This is a genomic window from Bacteroidota bacterium, from assembly GCA_018698135.1.
Taxonomy (GTDB): Bacteria; Bacteroidota; Bacteroidia; order CAILMK01; family JAAYUY01; genus JABINZ01.
Genome location: JABINZ010000051.1, coordinates 1 through 18,086, shown reverse-complemented (window position 1 = coordinate 18,086; position 18,086 = coordinate 1). Strand labels below are relative to the sequence as shown.

Sequence of the window (18,086 nt, the reverse complement as noted above, 5' to 3'; positions counted from 1 at the left end):
GTAAGAGTAGAAATAATACTTTTTTACAGTCATGAAGAAGAATCATAAGTTTCTATATACATATATGAATAAGTCGAGAAGAGGATGTTTTATTCCTCTTTTATTTTGTTTATTGAATTATGTAAAATACAGTTAATTAGTAGTTTGCAATGATATTTGTCAACTAGTTGTTAATTGGATAACAAACAAAAAATTGCTTTATAACAATTTATTATTAGGTGTTATCAACTTAAACAAATATATAATTGTATTGATATTTATCACTGAAAAATTGTAACTAATTAAATTTAATCACATGAAAAAAATTAAAAACGTTCTAGCTATTGCATTAGTCGCATTAGTACTTCCTGCACTTTTCTTCTCTAGTTGTAAGACAGAAGATGATAATGTAGCATTTGAAACACTTCAAACTTATCTAACTACAAACAGCTTCGATTTAGATGATATGTTAGCTAGTTGGATTCAAACAAATTTTGAATTAGTTGATAGTGTTCAAAATGATGCAGATGCAACTAATGATTTTTACATTCTTGATATTAGATCAGCAACGGATTTTGCAGCAGGTCATATTAAAGGTGCTGTAAACACAACGCTAGCTGGTGTAGTTGCTGAAGCAACCAATGCAGGTACATTACCTATTTTGATTGTATGCTATACAGGACAAACAGCTTCTCATGCATGTATTGCTTTACGATTAAGCGGTTATCCAACAGCACAAACTTTAATATGGGGAATGAGTGGTTGGAATGTTGACTTTGACAGTTGGACAGCAAGTACTGGTAGCATTGGAGTTGGTAATGCTAATTGGGAAGCAGCACCAGGTGCAATTGCAACCAATATGGAATTTGACCTTCCTGTTATCGAAACAGAAGAAACTGAAGGTGCAGCAATTCTTGCAGAAAGAGTAACCGCTATGTTAGCTGGTGGATTCATTGGTGTAACAGGTGCAGATGTTTTAGCAGCTCCTGCTGATTATTTCATCAATAACTATTGGACAGTTGAAGACGTTGAGCATTATGGAAACATTAAAGGTGCTTATAGAATTCTTCCTTTAACAGTTGCCGGTGGCGAAATTAAAAACCTTGATCCTTCTAAGAAAGTCGTTACTTATTGCTGGACAGGCCAAACTTCATCTATGGTTACTGCTTATTTGAACATCTTAGGCTATGATGCATATAGCTTAAAATTTGGTGCTAACAGTATGATTTATTCAGAGTTAACATCTCACAAATGGGGAGCCTCAAAAGCTTTCTCTTACGAGCAATAATAAATGAATTATAATATAAAAATGGACAACTACTCAATCGGTGGTTGTCCATTTTTTTTTAAACTATTGTTTTTTAACAACAGAAATGCTGTTAGCCATCATATTAAATTAATTGTCATGAAAAAAGTATTATTCGCAATACTATTATCTTTTGCATTCATGCCTTCATTTCTATTTGCACAAGGTTGCATGGATGATGGAGGCTCATCGGACGGTGTAAGTGTAAAAGGCTATATCCAACCCGAACTGAACACCGAATTTACAGGTAGCGGTGTTGAAAACACATTTCAATTTAACAGAGCAAGAATCGGCTTCGTAGGTAATATCCCTTACGATGTAAGCTATTATGTATTTGCCGAACTCAGTCCGTTTAAAACGGGCTATCCTTATTTGCTGGATGCTTTTGTTACCTACTCAAGACTACCCTTTGCAAAAATTTCAATTGGCCAGTTTAAATCACCAATGAGTTTAGAGCAAAATACATCTTGCCATTCTCTTTACACCATTAATCGTTCTGAAGTAGTCGAAGAATTGGCAGGACCTCAACGCGATTTAGGATTAATGATTCTTGGAGGTGCCGATACCTTTTTTATGAACTATTATATAGGAATTATGAATGGAACAGGTATTTTAACCGGATTAGATACTGATGGTAATATTGTTAAACCTTATGATAACAATGCAGGTAAAGATATTGTTGGAAGAGTTGTTTTTCATCCTTTCAGTTTCTTGAATATTGGTGGTAGTTTCAGATACGGAACTACACCTTCAGCAACTGGTGGATCAGATCCTGATAAAACAATCCGTTATGGTGGTGAACTTGAACTCGAATTAGGTCAACTAATTGTACAAGGTGAATACATTTATGGCGAAAATATTGGTTCATTTTCAACAGGTGGAGGATGTGGTGATCCTTTGATTTGGGAAGTTGGTAATAGAAAGCGGTCAGGTTATTTTGCCCAGGTAATTTATAAAACTCCTTGGAATATTTGGCCGGTTTATAAGTTCGAAAACTACAACAATGATTTAGATGTAGACTTAACCAGCATTAATATCCAAACTTTTGGTATTAGCTATTTCTTAAATGATTGGTCACGTATTCAAGTGAACTATAGATATCGTATGGAAGAAGCTCGTGAAGTGGCCAACGATCAAATTTTAATTCAATTCCAGGCTAAGTTTTAGAAATGGTTAACATTTTGTATTATTACTATTAACCAATTAAATCGACAAAAATGAAAAAGTTATTATTCGTATGCTTTATATTATCCCTTTTATTTAGCCCGAAATTAAAAGCACAGCAGTTGATTAATGCATCAGATTTAGCTAAAGTTTATAAGAATGCGGAGGTTTTGGTTGTTGATGTTCGCAAAGCAAAAGATTATGCAACATTGCATATTACTAAATCGGTCAATTTAGATCATAAATCTTTTTACCAGGATGGTGCAATTAGTGGTTTATTAAAGGATGCATCAGCCTTATATGCAATGCTTGGATCACATGGGCTCACTCCTGATAAAACTATTATTTTATACGATGCCAAGAGTGGAAAATATTCCAGTCGTGTTTTTTGGATTTTAGATTATTTGGGTTACTCAAATATCAAAATTTTAGATGGCCAACTCGAAGCATGGAAGGCGAACAGGGGTGCAGTTACCTCAGCTCCAACTAAAGGTAAGAAGGGAACTGTTTCTTTATCTCCAGATGCTTCAAAAGGTGTAAATATGGCCTATGTGAAATCAGGCTTAAATGACCCTACTAAAGTGCTAGTAGATGCAAGACCTGCTGTTCAGTTCAGCGGTGCTGAAGGTACATACGATCCAAAAGGACATATTCCTGGATCTATTAATCTTCATTTTGAGGACATTATTAAAGGTGGTAAGTTTTTATCAAAGGATAAGACAATTGAGGTTTTAACTGCTCATGGAATTACTGCTGACAAAGAAGTGATTATATATTGCAATACAGGAATTTTTGCTGCTGTTGTTTATGTTGCAGCAAAGTATGTTGCCGGATATACCAATGTAAAAGTATATGATGGTGGTATTGCTGAATGGGTAAGCATTAAAGACAATCCCATTAAAACCAATTAAGATTTAAATTCTTCATATTGTTTGAGAGGTTGCCTGTTCTCATGACTATAATTGGCAACCTCTTTTTTGTTTTTCTGGTTTATGGTTATAAACCTGCAATTCATTGCAGCTAATTGGTTTGTATAAATATCTATTTTGTATATCTGCTATTGTACCTATGATGTAAAAATTGCCACAGATTAACAGATCTGTTTTGAGGAGGTTAGAAAAATTTCTGTGAATCAGTGGCCTAAATATGAATTGTATTACTGTAAATATGTTTGTAGTAAAATAAAGGATACACGAAATATTTATCATAGAAATCATAAATTCCAATGATCATATAACTCCGCAGGAGTCCTTTGGACAAATAAATCACAAAATATAATAACAAACTTCAAAATCTCTCTAGATATTCAATACTGCTTGGTTATTGAAATTTTTAACATTGGATTTTTTTTGATATTTATTGATTGTTTTTTGGTGTTTTGCAAAAGAATTTCATTCATAATCCAAACCTATGGATTTTCAATCTATGATGGTTTCGTATTCATTGGCTGAATTACTATTAATAAATCGCGATTGGCTTAATGTCTCCTTTTGGATTTTTTGAAAGAGCTTTTTGCCTATTTCCTTTGAGGGTCATAGTATAAATCTCAGAACTAGATTCAATTTTTCTTTTTGATGAAAAAAGTATCATACTTCCATCTGGGGAAATCGATGGGTATTCATCTCGATGATCAGTTTTAGTTAATTTGGTATTGTTATTTCCATCCCAATCCATGATGTGTATTTCAGCATCTGAATCCTCCCACGAAACGAATACAATGTTTTTGCTATCAAGTGTCCATACAGGGGAATGGTTTCCATCAGGAGGCCAGCCTGGATATACATCTGATGAATGTGAAGAAGTAAGCATCTTTTGATCACTTCCATCAATCATTGCTGTAAATATCTGCGTACTTCGTTCTGAATCACGTGCCTGATAAGCGATCATTGTATTATCTGGAGATGGAGTAGGATTGCAGGCATTGGCAATTAGTAATCTTTTATCAGTGCCGTCCATGTTCATGTTATACACGTTTGAAGTAAAAATGTCAATACTATGACAGTAGATTATACTTTCATTAAGCAGCATTTTTGCCGAATAGTTATCGCCAAAATAAGTTAAATGGATTTTAGCTCCTGATGCAATATCATATAAAACAATATCTCGCTCAGTACTCATTGAATCTCTTCTTTTTGAATACAATATTTTTGAATCATCATTTGTCCAGGATGGGGAACCGCAATATTGAACATCCTGATCAATCAGTTTTAAGTTGGTTCCATCGATATCAATCATTAACAACTGATTTGGATATTCTTCAGTGTAATGAACAAATAAAATGGTTTTTCCTGAATGAGAAAGTATGGGTTTGCTACTACAATTAATAGTTGAATCCGTTATTCTTTCTTGATTAGATCCATTTTTGTTCATCATATATAAATGCCAATGTTGACTGTTTTCTGTCCTTTGAGACATATATATGATTTTGAAATCAGCTTCTCCAGTGAAAAAGTTTTGTTTCTGACAACTTGATAAGACAAGAATACAAACGAATGCAATAATGGTAAGTTTCAATAGATTTAGTTTTGAGTGAGATGTAGTCATATTATTATGTAAGCAATAAGTAGTAAACGCATTTAGAGTTTACTTATTATTGCAATCGAATTGAAAATAATAGTACATGTTTCTGAATCCTGACAAGAAATATAAAAACTGTCTTTTCTGTCTTGAAATAATAAAAATCTAAACTATCAATCAAAAATACATTAAGCTAATTTAGATATTTATTTTGGAAACTCCAATGTGGATCGGTCTAAAGAAGAGGGAGCATTATAAACTATGTAGCTTACAGGTCTATTCAGAAAATGGAATAACACAAAAACGAGTTCTGGCTTCAAACACTGACTGATAATTAACAAGTGATTTCAGCATTACTTGTGAGTTTTCGTCATGACAAGTAAGACAAGCTCCAACATTCAGAAGCTTTTTCTGTTCAGCTGTATTAAATGGGCGAATATAATCGCGTGTAGCAACTCTATCGGTTCGTGTACTTAGAAAATCAATCCAGGCATCTGCGGGCAAACCATCATATAAATTCTCATAAGCAGGAACAAAACGAACCTTTGAAACGTTATCGGTATTGGCATAAACCAATTGGCCTTCACCATATCCGAAAGTTATTGGATTAAGGTGGCATTTTTTGCAGTTTTTTTCCGGAATAATAACTGTGTGAGGGCTAGCAGGGGCATAGAAACGTTCTGGCTTATAAAACTTTTTATTGAACAACTCATCTTTTTCAATGGTGAGTACCATGCCTGGTACAACAGTTTTTATGTGCGTTTTATTGTCAATCTTAAAAATTGCCAAAGTAGGAGGGCCTGCATCAAAATTTCCTGCATGCTCAATCCATTTTCCTTTACTATTTTCTTTCTTTAAATGGTCATAAGCCACGCTATTTGGCTGAAACTCTGTGTGACAACTTATGCAGCGCGGTACCCAAGAGCTATGGCAGGATTCGCAACTTAGCCTGCTATGTGCATCATCTTTTAAACAAAACTCTCCTTGTTTTTTGATATAGTGTAAGCTGCCATTTACTTTTGAAATCAAAAAAGCAGAATCATTTTCATTAAAATGCGTGTTGATAAGTGCATAGCCTGATTTTTTGCTTTTAATAAATTGTTGATTTTTTATAGCCCATTGTTTAAGCGATAGTATTTTTTTTGCGTCTGCATCCAAATTATTTATATCGGCCAAATTAGGCTTATCTCGGTAATGGCAATCTTCACAACCAATTTTTACTTGCTCTTCTTTGTGCATATATTGATTTCCATCACCCATGATCTCATAGGACGAATGGCAATCGATGCAAAGCATTCCTTTTGCATGATGTACATCTTCTTGTATATAGGTAAAAATCCTTTTGTCTTCAAGAAGACGGTATTTAGGATCATTAATATCAACATCTTCAAGCTTGAGTTGAGTTTCATGCCAGCCTTCATAATTCGTGGAAATACGACCCGACCGACTATGACATCCAAAACAATGGTTGTTTGAAATATTCAAATCAATTCCTGGATGAAATTTAAAATCAAAATCGGTTTTCGTTTTCGAATTATTAAAGTTTGCCAATTGCTTGCTGGCATCAGCATTATAATTCATATGACAGGCTAAACAACCACCCCCACGTGTTAATTCGGTAATTGGACTATATTCCGTTTTTGGGTTACCCACATGACAGGAAGCACATAATGTTCTTAAATGAATATCTGCTGGAGAATTGCCAATTTCTTCAATATGACTTAGTTTCGAAGGATGATTTCGCTCTCCAAGAACATATTTGTCAACACTGACCATTCCACTGGCTGTATTCATTATGCCAAGTTTAACCCTTGTAACAATTTCGGGATGACAATTTGCTGTCCCACAGCTACGGGCAGCATCGGCTAAATTTCCTGGTATCAGCACCATATTATGATGCGCATTTTTTTTATCTATTGCAAATGGATTTCCTTGATGGCAGGATATACATCCAATGGCTTCAGGACTATGCGATGCGCTAAAACCCTGCATTCCATTATGGCACATCAAACAACTTTCTTGTCGGTTAAATACAGACTGAAAATTCCCTTTAGGTATTTCTTCTAAATTATCCCTGAATTGTAATCGCTCTAAATTTGGCAGCCAAATTTCTTCCAGATAGCTTTCATTCCATGGCCAGATTAATCGCCAGTTCTCACCCCGTAAATAAAAGCCAATAAAACTCAAAACGATATATGCAAGGAAAGAATAGTATATAATCTTTTTTGCAAATTTTTCCTTGAAATTATTTAACCGAGGGATAAAGTAAATAAGTAGCAATAATAAAAGAACGATGAGCATTGACCAGGCCGGACGACTTAACCAATGCAATATCTCCTGTAGACCTGTAAAATACCAGGGACCTTTAACAACTGGATCCAGATTATCGTGTAAAGGAGCAGATATAAAAAAGCTTAATAGTAAAACAAGAAGTAAACTTTTGAAAAATACATGCAAGCTGCCCCATATATTTCGGGCATGTTCATAAATAAGAATGAAAATAATTATTGTAGCAGTTGCGATATGATGAACATATAAAAGCTGGAAACTGCTTTCAGGGCCAATAAAGCTATAGGAAATGATATTACCCAGTAGCGGTATACTTTCAATAAGTGTTGTTAAAATTCGTCTGGCTTGCATGCTGTCGGCATCGGCTTTCAGAATAAATCCAGAGAGCATCACAAAAAAAACGATGAGTATAGAAATAGTTAGTCGAAACCAAACCGGACGTTTTACTTTCTTTTCTCCTTGTTTTTTAAAATGATCCCAAATATGCAGGAGGGTGAAAATCAAAAACAATTGAGCACTCCAATAATGAAGGTTGCGCATTAAAGACGCTGGAGGGTTGAATAATAAGATTCTGCTTATCGATTCATATGGATTGGCAATATCGTATGGGATAGCTAAAAAGACACCTGAAAGTGAACAAATTAAAATATTGGCAATAGCAAACATTCCAAATGAACCTTGGAATATCTTGAAATCAATATGTGTTTTAAAAAGTTTCACTTATGTATTTAATTCAACTGTAAAATTGCCATTTTCATTTTTACTAAAGTCTAATTTTGTTAATGAATTTGATGCAGGACCTTTCAATATTTGTCCATCTTTATTAAAAGTTGAGCCATGGCACGGACAGGTAATGTTTCCATCATTTACTTTATTGATCTGGCAACCTAAGTGAGGGCATTTGGATGAAAACATTTGAATTGCTCCACTATCCTTTTTAACAACAATAACTTCTTGAAAGAAACTTACTCCAATGGCCAAATCTGCAGGTATCTCCACTATTTTTTTTCCAAGTCCATATTTTTTACTACGAATAACTAATTCGTTTAGAAGAAAGAGCAAAGGAATTAGCAAAAGCGTAAGTAGTTGCTTTAAAAACGTTTTTCTTGATATATTTTTTAATTTCACGAACTAAGCCTAAAAGCATTTAATTGCTTGTGTTAAGGGCTGCTAAATTATAAAAATAAAGTATTCCTCCACAAGGAATTCGCAATTTTGAATAATGTATTGTTTTATAACAATGGGGGGTTAACCAATTTCACTAAATCGTTTTAATTTATCCATATTTAATATCTCGAGATTATTCTGATTTAAACTGATAATTTTATCATCTTTAAATTCCTTGATAATTCGAATAGCACTTTCTTTTGACATAGCTGTTAAATCGGCTAAATCCTGTCTTGAAATAGTCATGTCAAATGCCTCAGTACCAAAAATATCTTCTGACAGATACAAAATAGCATCAGCTATTCTTCCCTGCATCTGTTTTTGGGTTAAACTAATGAATTTGTTAAAGCTTAATATATCCTGTGTGTTATGCGTTTTAAGTGCAGCCAGGGCAAATTCAGTATTATTATTTAAGGCTTTTTTATATTCGTTAATATCTATAAAACAAGCTGTTGAATCTGTAATAGCAGAAACGGAAAAATGATGCATATTATCTACCAAAACACCAGGTCCTCCAATCAAAGTACCCGATTTGATCAGTTTTAAAATAAGGTCTCGGTTATTATATCCTTCAATGTATACTTTGGCTAAACCTTTGGTGAATGACATAATATGGGTAATAGCAGTTCCTTGCTTAAAAATAATTTCACCTGATTTATATTTTGTTTGGTATCTGCTGGCATTAAAAGCGCTTAGCTCTTCATTGGTAAGGTAGTTGAAAACAGTTGTCTTACGCAAACAATCCTGACACGTACAAATATTATCTTGATCATTCATATTTCCCCTTTATTTATTCGAATGAATCATTCATTCAGAAGTTAAATATATGGAAAAATCAATATATTCGAATCAATAAATTGATAAATATCAAATTCTTATTGATAAATATCTTCTTATCTGGCTGTTTATATCACTATATTTTCAGAATTATTCATTAGTCATTATTTACATTTGAAACTACTGTTTATTAGATGCAGTATTGATTTTGTAAATAAAATATTAAAATATTTAAGCGTATGAAAACTAAAAAGTTGATAATCGTTCTCATTATTTTTGTTATGGGATTATTTGTTTTTACAGCATGTGAATACGAAACAATAGAACCAGTCAAGATTGTTATTGCTCCAGGAGATTCAATTAGTTTTTCACTGGATATAGTACCGATTTTTGATCAAAGCTGCAATATGGCTGGATGTCATATCGCTGGTCATTGGGCACTTGATTTATCAGATGCTGCTGCCTCTTACACTGATTTGTTTGATAAGAACATGATTGACATGACTACTCCTGCAAACAGCGAATTGTATGTTAAGCTAATTGAAGTGGGCAGCACGCATGACGGGCGATCTACTCCAGCACAACAAGCATTAATTCTTGCCTGGTTAGAAGATGGTGCGAAAAATAATTAGTCAAATCTTAAAAAAAGTAATTATGAAAAATAGAACTAAAAACATAGGCAAAGTACTAGTAATGAGTATCCTTGCTTTTGGATTTGTATTTCAGTTGAGTGCTCAGGAAGAGAAAAAAGAAGACAAACGTCCGGTTCGTTCTCCATTTGATGCAACCTTGTTAATTGACAATCCAACCTATGTGAATCCCTATAAAGGAGGACTCGATTTAACCATTCATCATCGGTTTGGAACCTTTGGAAATGGAACTACTGACCTTTGGGGGATTTATGCTCCATCAAATATCAGATTAGGCTTGGATTATGGAATTACCAGTAATTTTTCTGTTGGTATAGGAACAGAAAAAAATAGCAAAATGCAAGATGTACATTGGAAGTATAATATCTTGAATCAAACACGCGATGGTAGTATACCTATTGCGATTGCTTATTATGGTAATATGGTTATTGATGCACGTCATGCAGATAATTTTGGTGCAAATTATAAATTTACCAATAGGTTATCCTATTTTCACGAGTTAATTATTGGAAGAAAATTCAGTGAAAAACTATCGATACAAGGAGCTTTCGGTTATGCACATTTTAATGCAGTTGATTCGATAAACTCAAATGATTATATGGCAATATCCATTGGTGGTCGTTATAAAATTTGGAATTCAAATTCCATTATTTTTGAATATGATCTTCCTTTCAGCATGTATGCCAGAAGTTTTTCTGTACTTCCTAAATCAAATTATGCTATCGGAATGGAATTCAGTACAAGTACACATGCATTCCAGGTTTTCATAGCAAATTTTGATAAAATCATCAGTCAGAAAAATTTCGGCTATAATCAAAACGATTTTTTTGCTGGAGATATTCTTCTGGGATTCAATATAACAGTTCGATTACAATAGATGGAATAATATAAAATCACAAACAACAATTATTTATGGGAAATTTTAGAAAACAATTTAGACGAAGTGTATTTGCAGGCCTGGTCAGCTTGTTCCTTCTTGGAGGCACTTTTTCTGGATTCGCTCAAAATAAGAAAGAAGAGCGAATTAAAATGAATAAAGAGTTTAATGAACGATGCTTTACGTGTCACAAAAACGCTATGTATCAGTTTTATAATCCAGAGCAGGATAAAATGATGAAAGAACATATGGCTTCTGATAAAGTAATCAATAAGGAATTGTATTACGAGTCAAATCATTATTCTTTCAGCTGTGCTGATTGTCATTCAGATGAGTATGATTCTTTTCCACACCCTACTAATTTACGGATGGAGGAGAAATATGCATGTATTGATTGTCATGGCGGAGATGAAACCTATGCACATTATCAGTTTGAAGCTATCGAAGAAGAGTTCATTAATAGTATGCACTCCTCAAAGCATAGTGATGAATTTACATGCTGGATGTGCCATGATGCTCATACTTACAAAATAAGTGCAAGATCTGATCAGAAAATCAAAGAGATCATCGAGTATGATAATTTGATTTGTTTGAGCTGTCATGCCGATAATTATAAGTATGAATTAATTGGTGATGCAGTAAATGCGGATATTATTGATAAACACGATTGGCTACCTAATCAAGCTTTACATTTTCGAAATGTAAGATGTATTGAGTGCCATACCCTTGTAAATGATGATGTCCTTATTGCTCATTTGGTTCAACCCAAAGAAAATGCAGTACAAAATTGTGTGGAATGTCATTCTGCCAATTCTCATTTAATGTCGAGCCTTTATAAATTCAGGGCAAAAGAAACAAGATCTGATGTTGGATTTATGAATGCAGTTTTTTTAAATGAGTCGTTTGTAATTGGTGCCAATAGAAATGTTATTCTGAATAAAACCAGTATGGGGATATTCATATTTTCTCTGGTTGCCATTACGTTGCATTTTATTTTACGTTTAATCACAAAGAAGTAGAACCATGAGCACGAAAATGTATTTATATCCAGTAGTAATCAGAGTTTGGCACATGATCAATGCTTTGATGTTTTTATTATTAATTGTAACAGGCCTTAGTTTGCAGTATGCCAGTATGGAATCCGAATATATTGGATTTAATTTGGCAATAACACTTCATAATATTGGAGGAATTGCCTTATCGATCAATTACCTTATATTTATAATTGGAGGATTGGTATCAGGTAATTTAAAGCATTACAAAATTCAAATGAAAGGATTTTGGAAACGCTTAGCTGCACAATCGAGGTTCTATGTTTTTGGTATTTTTAAGAAAGAAGATGCTCCGTTTCCGATTACTGAAGAAATGAAGTTTAATCCCTTACAGCAGTTTACCTATGTATTGGCTCTGTTTGTAGGAGTTCCAATTCTTATTTTTAGTGGTTGGGCGTATCTTTTTCCTGAAGTAGTTATTTCTAAAATTTTTAACCTTAGTGGACTATTAGTCAATGATTTGGTGCATATAACCATAGGGTTCATACTTTCAATATTTATGATTATTCATATTTATTTGTGTACAATTGGTGTATCAATTAAGAGTAATTTTAAAAGTATGATAACAGGTTGGCATGAGTAGTTGATTAATTATGTTCACCAAGTGACATAATAAATATAACAATGAAAATGAAGAAGAAAGAGAAGCAGGGATCCAGAAGAGATTTCCTAAAGCTGGGCCTCACAGTTAGTGCAGGAGCAGCTGCAGGAGCGGCTTTGCTGGCCAATACTTCAAAAGGTTCTCCAAAATCAGGGCATAAAGTAAAATTGCTAACTGAAGATGGGCAAGTTGTTGAAGTAGATAAATATGATGTAAAGCCTAATTTGGAACCTAGCGATAGAAAAGAGTCGAAATTGGGTGTGCCAGGGAAAAAATTTGTGATGGTTGTTGACCTTGCGAAATGTAAAAATGCAAGAAAATGTGTTGATGATTGTCAGGAAGGACACCATATCTCTAAAGATCAGGAATGGATGCGTGTTTATCTCTTACAAGATTCACCAGAATCTGCACCATATTGGTTTCCTCGTCCTTGTTTTCATTGTGATAACCCATTATGCGTGAGTGTTTGCCCGGTAGGAGCAACATACAAACGCTCAGATGGAATTGTATTAGTGGACACGCATCGTTGCATTGGTTGTAAATTCTGTATGACTGGTTGTCCTTATTCAGCACGAGTATTTCATTGGAAAGAACCCGAATCAGCTGAAGCAGATAAGGATATTGCCTATTCACCTGAAACCAATATTCCGGCAAGGGAAGGTACTGTTGGTAAATGTGTTTTCTGTGCCGATAAGGTAAAGAATGGTAAACTACCACGTTGTGTTTCTGGTTGTCCGATGGGTGTTATTTATTTCGGAGATATTAATGAGGATACAGTTACCAATGGTACGGATACCATGGTTTTCTCTGAACTGATAAGGGATAGGTCAGGTTATCGTTATCACGAGAATCTGGGAACTCGACCAAGTGTATATTATCTGCCAGCAGTGGAAAGAAGTTTTCCTGTTGAAAGAGGATACGAAAGTCTGGACGATGAATTGAAAGCAAGATACAAGAATACTCCATTTGTAAAAAAATTAGAAAATGAAAGCTGATAATCCTACCGCATTACTTAAACGATTTGCTCCCCAACTGGAAAGAACCAGTAAACTGGGTGTAGCATGGATAGTTTTCCTGGTAATTCTTGTATTGGCGGGAATATTTGCATTGATAACGCAAATAACCCAAGGACATATTGTGACTGGTATGCGCGATAATGTTGTATGGGGAATTTATATCGTTAATTTTATATTTTTTATGGGAATCAGTTATGCTGGTGCTTTAATTTCAGGTACCCTGCATTTGTTCAGGTCTGAATGGCGAAAACCTATTATTCGCATGGCTGAGTTTCTGACTATTTTTTCATTGTTGATAGGTCCTTTATATATTTTGTTGTGTATTGGTCGATTAGATAAACTACACTATTTGGTTTTATTTGGTCGAATTCAGTCCCCAATAACGTGGGATGTGATTGCTATTACCACTGATATTTTTGGATGTATTTTATTCCTTTATTTGTCATTGGTTAGAGATTTTGCCAGATTACGCGATTATAAAGATTTAAAGATCCCAAATTGGAAGAAAAAATTATACAAATGGCTCGCCATCCATTGGAAAGATACTCCCGAACAACGAAAGCGTCTGGAAAGATCAACTGATATTATGGCTGGTATGGTCATCGCAATTGCCATTATTGTGTATTCGGTTTTAGCATGGATTTTTAGTGTAACACTACAGCCGGGATGGCATAGTACCATATTTGGTCCTTATTTCGTTATTGCTGCTGTTTATTCTGGAACAGCTGTGTTAATTGTAATTATGGCCATATATCGTAAGCTTTTTAAGCTTGAAGATTTAATTACACGCAAGCACTTTATTAACATAGGAGTTGTCATGCTCGTTTTAGGTGCTTTGTTTGGTTATTTTACTTTTAGTGAATATTTAACAAAATGGTATGGTTCTCAGAAAAATGATGAACAATTGATCAGTATTTTATTTAACCGTTACTATTGGTTATTCCTTTTTTCAAATTATGCTGGAGTTCTTATTCCTTTAATTGTTGTGGGTTTACCTAAATTAAGAACTATCAAATGGATTACATTCGCTGCAATTGTTGTGATTGTTGCTTTATGGATAAATCGTTACCTGATTATTGTTCCTACACTTGAAACACCTTACTTACCGGTACAGGATTCAAGAGAAGCATGGGTGAATTATGGTGGCACATGGGTCGAATGGGTATTAACGCTGGGAGGAATTGGAGCATTATGTTTATTCTTCACATTAGGTTCCAAATTGGTTCCAATCGTGCCTTTATCAGTTGCTGGTGAAGCAGAAGAGATTAAGGAAAATAAGGTTTAATATTTTGTTAACGAATTGAATGAAGTAAAATGAAAAAATTATTAAAATATTTTGCACTGTTCTTCCTGCTTTCTTTTGTTCCTTGGAACACAATTTTTGCTGAAGAAGAAGCTGAAATAATTGAACCTGCTATATTGCTTGAGTATAAAAACATTATTGGATACGGTAAGCAAGTCACGGCTAAAATTTATTATCGAGATGATGCAGGTTTTCACTTTTTGTCGGATCAGACAATTAAGTTTTTAAGCATTTCTGTAGATGAAGAAAAACTTTTGGGTGAAGTAATTACCGATCAAGATGGTATTGCACAATTTATTATCAGTAGTGATTATGAGCTCCCATTAGATGATGAGGGGTATTTCACTATTCGAGTTGTTTTTGAGGGTACTGATGAATATGAGTCTTATGAAGATGAGATTATGTTTAAAAATGTATTCATGGAACTAAATTTGGACGAAATAGATTCTGTAAAAACAATAACAGTTTATGCTTATGAGCTTGATAGCACGGGTACTAAGGTGCCAGTAACAGAGGCTGATTTGTATATTCAGGTACCCAGAATGTTTTCTTACCTGACAGTATCAGAAGAATATCTTGAAGCAGGGGAGTTGGAATATGAATTTACAAAAAAGATAAGTGGTGATAGTTTAGGTGTGATAGATATTGTTGCATTTATTCCTGAACATGAGTTGTATGGCGATGTTGAGATTCGCAAAAGTGCTGCCTGGGGTGTGCCTTTTCATGCACATTTACGTGAATCAGTCGGAAGGGAATTATGGACTCCAGTTGCTCCGGTTTGGATGATCATTACATTAATTATTCTGCTAGTAGGAGTATGGGGGCACTATATTTACAGTGCTATTCAACTATCACTAATTAATAAAGAAGGCAAAAAACTGGAAAATAAACAAGCCTAAAAAGTATAGGTATACTTTTTGTATTTTAATTAATAAACAAAACAATAATTATGAAAACACAATTAGGAAAAAGCGTTCTTTCAATTCTGGCCGTTCTCATGGTAGGATTGGTACTCGTTGCATTTACACCTGGTCAGCAAAAACCTTGGGATGTACCTGCAAAGTATAAGAGCATGAAAAATCCTGTAAAGAGCGATGCTGCTAGTATTGCAACAGGTAAAACAATGTATTCAAAGTTTTGTAAATCTTGCCACGGTTCAAAAGGTAAAGGTGACGGACCAAAGGCCATGAATCTCGATTCGAAGATGAGATCTTTTGCCAGTGCTGAGTACAAAAAACAAACAGCAGGTGAAAAATATTACAAATCTTTTATTGGTAGAGATGAAATGCCAAATTTTGAGAAAAAAATTCCTGATACAGAAGACAGGTGGGCAGTTATTAACTACATGGAGACAATGAAGTAACAATTTTGTTAAATTGATCAGAAGGCCATTCTATTTTTAGAATGGCCTTCTTTTTGTTTATATATATTAATATGTACAAATTAAGTTATTTAAATTATTTCATATTAATAATTAATGTTAAATTGGTACTTTATTGCATTAATTCTAAATCAAACTAAAATGAAGAATTCGAATTACAACAAATTGTTTTTTATTGCAGCATTATTTATTGCTTCAATAGTCTTAACATCATTTACACTTTCTCAGAAACCTTGGACAGTGCCTGCTAAGTATAAGAGCATGAAAAATCCGGTGAAGAGTGATGCCGCTAGTATTGCCACTGGCAAAGCATTATATTCCAAGCATTGCAAATCTTGTCATGGTACAAAAGGTAAAGGAGATGGTCCAAAAGCTATGAATTTAGATGCTAAAATTCGTTCATTCGCTAGTGCTGATTACAAAAAGCAAACAGCTGGTGAAAAATATTACAAATCGTTTATTGGTAGGGATGAAATGCCAAATTTTGAAAAGAAAATTCCTGATACCGAAGATAGATGGTCCATTATCAATTATATGGAAACATTAAAATAATCGTATTTAACTTTATTGTAAGGCTTTCTGGTTTCAGAAAGCCTTTTTTGTTTTTAAGCATTGATATATGTCAATAATGCATTGATAAATATTATCATTAAAATAAATAAATATCATCTGTTATTACATTAACAAAGTTTGTTTTATTCCTACTTTTGATAGCTGTAGAGTATGGAATAATAAAGACTTTTGAATAATTAAATAACAAACAAAGACATGAAAAAAAACAACGTAATTTTCAGTATCTTCTCCCTACTTATGGTTGCAGGTATTGTATTTTTTATGAGTTGTACCACTGAAGGACCAGAAGGACCAATGGGACCCGCTGGTGTTGATGGTATTAATGGTACAGACGGAACAGATGGTGTTGATGGAAATGCTGTATGTTTAACTTGCCACAATTTAGCGAACAAAGCTGCTAAAGAAACTGAATATGAGAAGTCACAACATGCCGAAGCAGAATTTGTCGGTTATGCAGGCGGACGTCAAGGTTGTGCAATGTGTCACTCACACGAAGGAATGTTAGAATCACTTATGAATGGTGGTGATACCACAAATTCAACTGCAGGTATAGCATATCCAACTGCTATTAGTTGTGCTACTTGTCATGATTTTCACGCTACTTTAGATTTTGAGAATGATGGAGACGATTATGCATTACGTAATGATGGACCTATTGATTTCTTAATGGCAAGAGCTGATGGTGGATCTGAAATTGCTGACTTTGGAGCAGGAAATAACACTTGTGTTAAATGTCATCAACCACGTAGAAGTGGACCAGTTGCAGATGCTAATGATAGTTTCTTTGTATCAAGTACTCATTGGGGACCTCATCACGGACCACAAGCCAATACAGTTTATGGCTGGGGAATGGTTGAAGTTGCTGGTGCAGAAGCATATCCTACAAAAGGATCACATGCTCACTTCAAATCAGCTGGTTGTGTAGGTTGTCATATGGCAACAGCTACAGGTGATGATGGTGGACATACTTTCTGGCCAAATCTTGACAACTGTAAGAAGTGTCATAGTTCAGCTACTTCTTTTGATTACAAAGGTATCCAGACAGATGTAATGGCCTTACTTGATCAAATTGAAGTGAAGTTAGAAGCAATTGGTGTTGTTCATGATGGACATCCAGTTAAAGGTACTTATCATATTGATGCTGCTAATGCTGCTTATAATTGGATTTGGTTATCTCCAGAAGATAAGAGTTTTGGTGTACACAATCCTGATTATATCTTAGCTGTATTGAAAAATACATTAGCTACACTATAATTTTAAGAATTATTAAAAAAGAAGGCTTTCCATTTGGGAAGCCTTTTATTTTTGTTGAGAATTAGAAAAAGGTCATTACATTGTTGAGATTCAAAATGTAATTGACTAGTGTGTGAGATCAGGGGTTGCCAGATAAGCATTAGCTATATCGTAAAAAAGGATTGATCCACACACGAAAAT

At 34.2% G+C, this 18,086-nt stretch carries 17 protein-coding genes; 13 read left to right on the top strand and 4 right to left on the bottom strand.

The genetic code is table 11. From position 1 onward, the window contains the following. Positions 1 to 295 precede the first annotated feature (295 nt). The 3 genes from HOG71_03185 to HOG71_03175 all read left to right on the top strand — a co-directional run bounded on the left by HOG71_03185 (position 296) and on the right by HOG71_03175 (position 3,360). Positions 296 to 1,267 (top strand): rhodanese-like domain-containing protein, encoded by a 972-nt coding sequence (locus tag HOG71_03185; GenBank protein ID MBT5989834.1) that lies wholly within the window; start codon positions 296 to 298, stop codon positions 1,265 to 1,267. A gap of 117 nt (positions 1,268 to 1,384) precedes the next feature. Next, positions 1,385 to 2,452, top strand: a complete 1,068-nt coding sequence (locus HOG71_03180; protein ID MBT5989833.1) for a hypothetical protein — start codon at positions 1,385 to 1,387, stop codon at positions 2,450 to 2,452. A 50-nt stretch (positions 2,453 to 2,502) separates the two neighbouring features. After that, entirely contained in the window at positions 2,503 to 3,360 is an 858-nt protein-coding gene (locus HOG71_03175; protein ID MBT5989832.1) for a sulfurtransferase, read from the top strand. A gap of 547 nt (positions 3,361 to 3,907) precedes the next feature. Here HOG71_03175 and HOG71_03170 read toward each other — a convergent pair. The 4 genes from HOG71_03170 to HOG71_03155 all read right to left on the bottom strand — a co-directional run bounded on the left by HOG71_03170 (position 3,908) and on the right by HOG71_03155 (position 9,199). Beyond that, complete coding sequence (locus tag HOG71_03170) at positions 3,908 to 4,864, bottom strand: DUF5050 domain-containing protein (protein MBT5989831.1); 957 nt, start codon at positions 4,862 to 4,864, stop codon at positions 3,908 to 3,910. A 378-nt stretch (positions 4,865 to 5,242) separates the two neighbouring features. Continuing rightward, entirely contained in the window at positions 5,243 to 7,975 is a 2,733-nt protein-coding gene (locus HOG71_03165; GenBank protein ID MBT5989830.1) for a hypothetical protein, read from the bottom strand. Beyond that, positions 7,976 to 8,383 (bottom strand): Rieske (2Fe-2S) protein, encoded by a 408-nt coding sequence (locus tag HOG71_03160; GenBank protein MBT5989829.1) that lies wholly within the window; start codon positions 8,381 to 8,383, stop codon positions 7,976 to 7,978. Between the two features lie 120 nt (positions 8,384 to 8,503). Continuing rightward, a complete protein-coding gene (locus tag HOG71_03155) occupies positions 8,504 to 9,199 on the bottom strand; it encodes a Crp/Fnr family transcriptional regulator (protein MBT5989828.1) in 696 nt (231 codons plus the stop codon). Between the two features lie 239 nt (positions 9,200 to 9,438). Between HOG71_03155 and HOG71_03150 the strand changes: the two genes are divergently transcribed. From HOG71_03150 to HOG71_03105, 10 genes are all read left to right on the top strand, one after another. Further along, complete coding sequence (locus HOG71_03150; protein MBT5989827.1) at positions 9,439 to 9,831, top strand: hypothetical protein; 393 nt, start codon at positions 9,439 to 9,441, stop codon at positions 9,829 to 9,831. 22 nt (positions 9,832 to 9,853) lie between these two features. After that, entirely contained in the window at positions 9,854 to 10,726 is an 873-nt protein-coding gene (locus HOG71_03145) for a hypothetical protein (GenBank protein ID MBT5989826.1), read from the top strand. Between the two features lie 35 nt (positions 10,727 to 10,761). Continuing rightward, positions 10,762 to 11,745 carry a hypothetical protein gene (locus HOG71_03140; GenBank protein ID MBT5989825.1) on the top strand — a complete coding sequence of 328 codons (984 nt, stop codon included), beginning with the start codon at positions 10,762 to 10,764 and terminating at the stop codon, positions 11,743 to 11,745. A gap of 4 nt (positions 11,746 to 11,749) precedes the next feature. Next, positions 11,750 to 12,361, top strand: coding sequence for a cytochrome B (locus HOG71_03135; protein MBT5989824.1), 612 nt, complete (start codon positions 11,750 to 11,752; stop codon positions 12,359 to 12,361). A gap of 47 nt (positions 12,362 to 12,408) precedes the next feature. Continuing rightward, a complete protein-coding gene (locus HOG71_03130; protein MBT5989823.1) occupies positions 12,409 to 13,374 on the top strand; it encodes a 4Fe-4S dicluster domain-containing protein in 966 nt (321 codons plus the stop codon). Further along, entirely contained in the window at positions 13,364 to 14,680 is a 1,317-nt protein-coding gene (gene nrfD, locus HOG71_03125; GenBank protein ID MBT5989822.1) for a polysulfide reductase NrfD, read from the top strand. The genes HOG71_03130 and nrfD overlap by 11 nt, the downstream gene beginning before the upstream one ends. Positions 14,681 to 14,709: 29 nt before the next feature. Beyond that, the gene (locus tag HOG71_03120) at positions 14,710 to 15,597 is read left to right on the top strand and encodes a hypothetical protein (GenBank protein ID MBT5989821.1); all 888 of its coding nucleotides are present in this window, start codon (positions 14,710 to 14,712) and stop codon (positions 15,595 to 15,597) included. A gap of 50 nt (positions 15,598 to 15,647) precedes the next feature. Next, positions 15,648 to 16,061, top strand: coding sequence for a cytochrome c (locus tag HOG71_03115; protein ID MBT5989820.1), 414 nt, complete (start codon positions 15,648 to 15,650; stop codon positions 16,059 to 16,061). A 159-nt stretch (positions 16,062 to 16,220) separates the two neighbouring features. After that, positions 16,221 to 16,631, top strand: a complete 411-nt coding sequence (locus HOG71_03110) for a cytochrome c (protein MBT5989819.1) — start codon at positions 16,221 to 16,223, stop codon at positions 16,629 to 16,631. 216 nt (positions 16,632 to 16,847) lie between these two features. Further along, positions 16,848 to 17,906, top strand: a complete 1,059-nt coding sequence (locus HOG71_03105) for a hypothetical protein (GenBank protein ID MBT5989818.1) — start codon at positions 16,848 to 16,850, stop codon at positions 17,904 to 17,906. Positions 17,907 to 18,086: the final 180 nt, after the last annotated feature.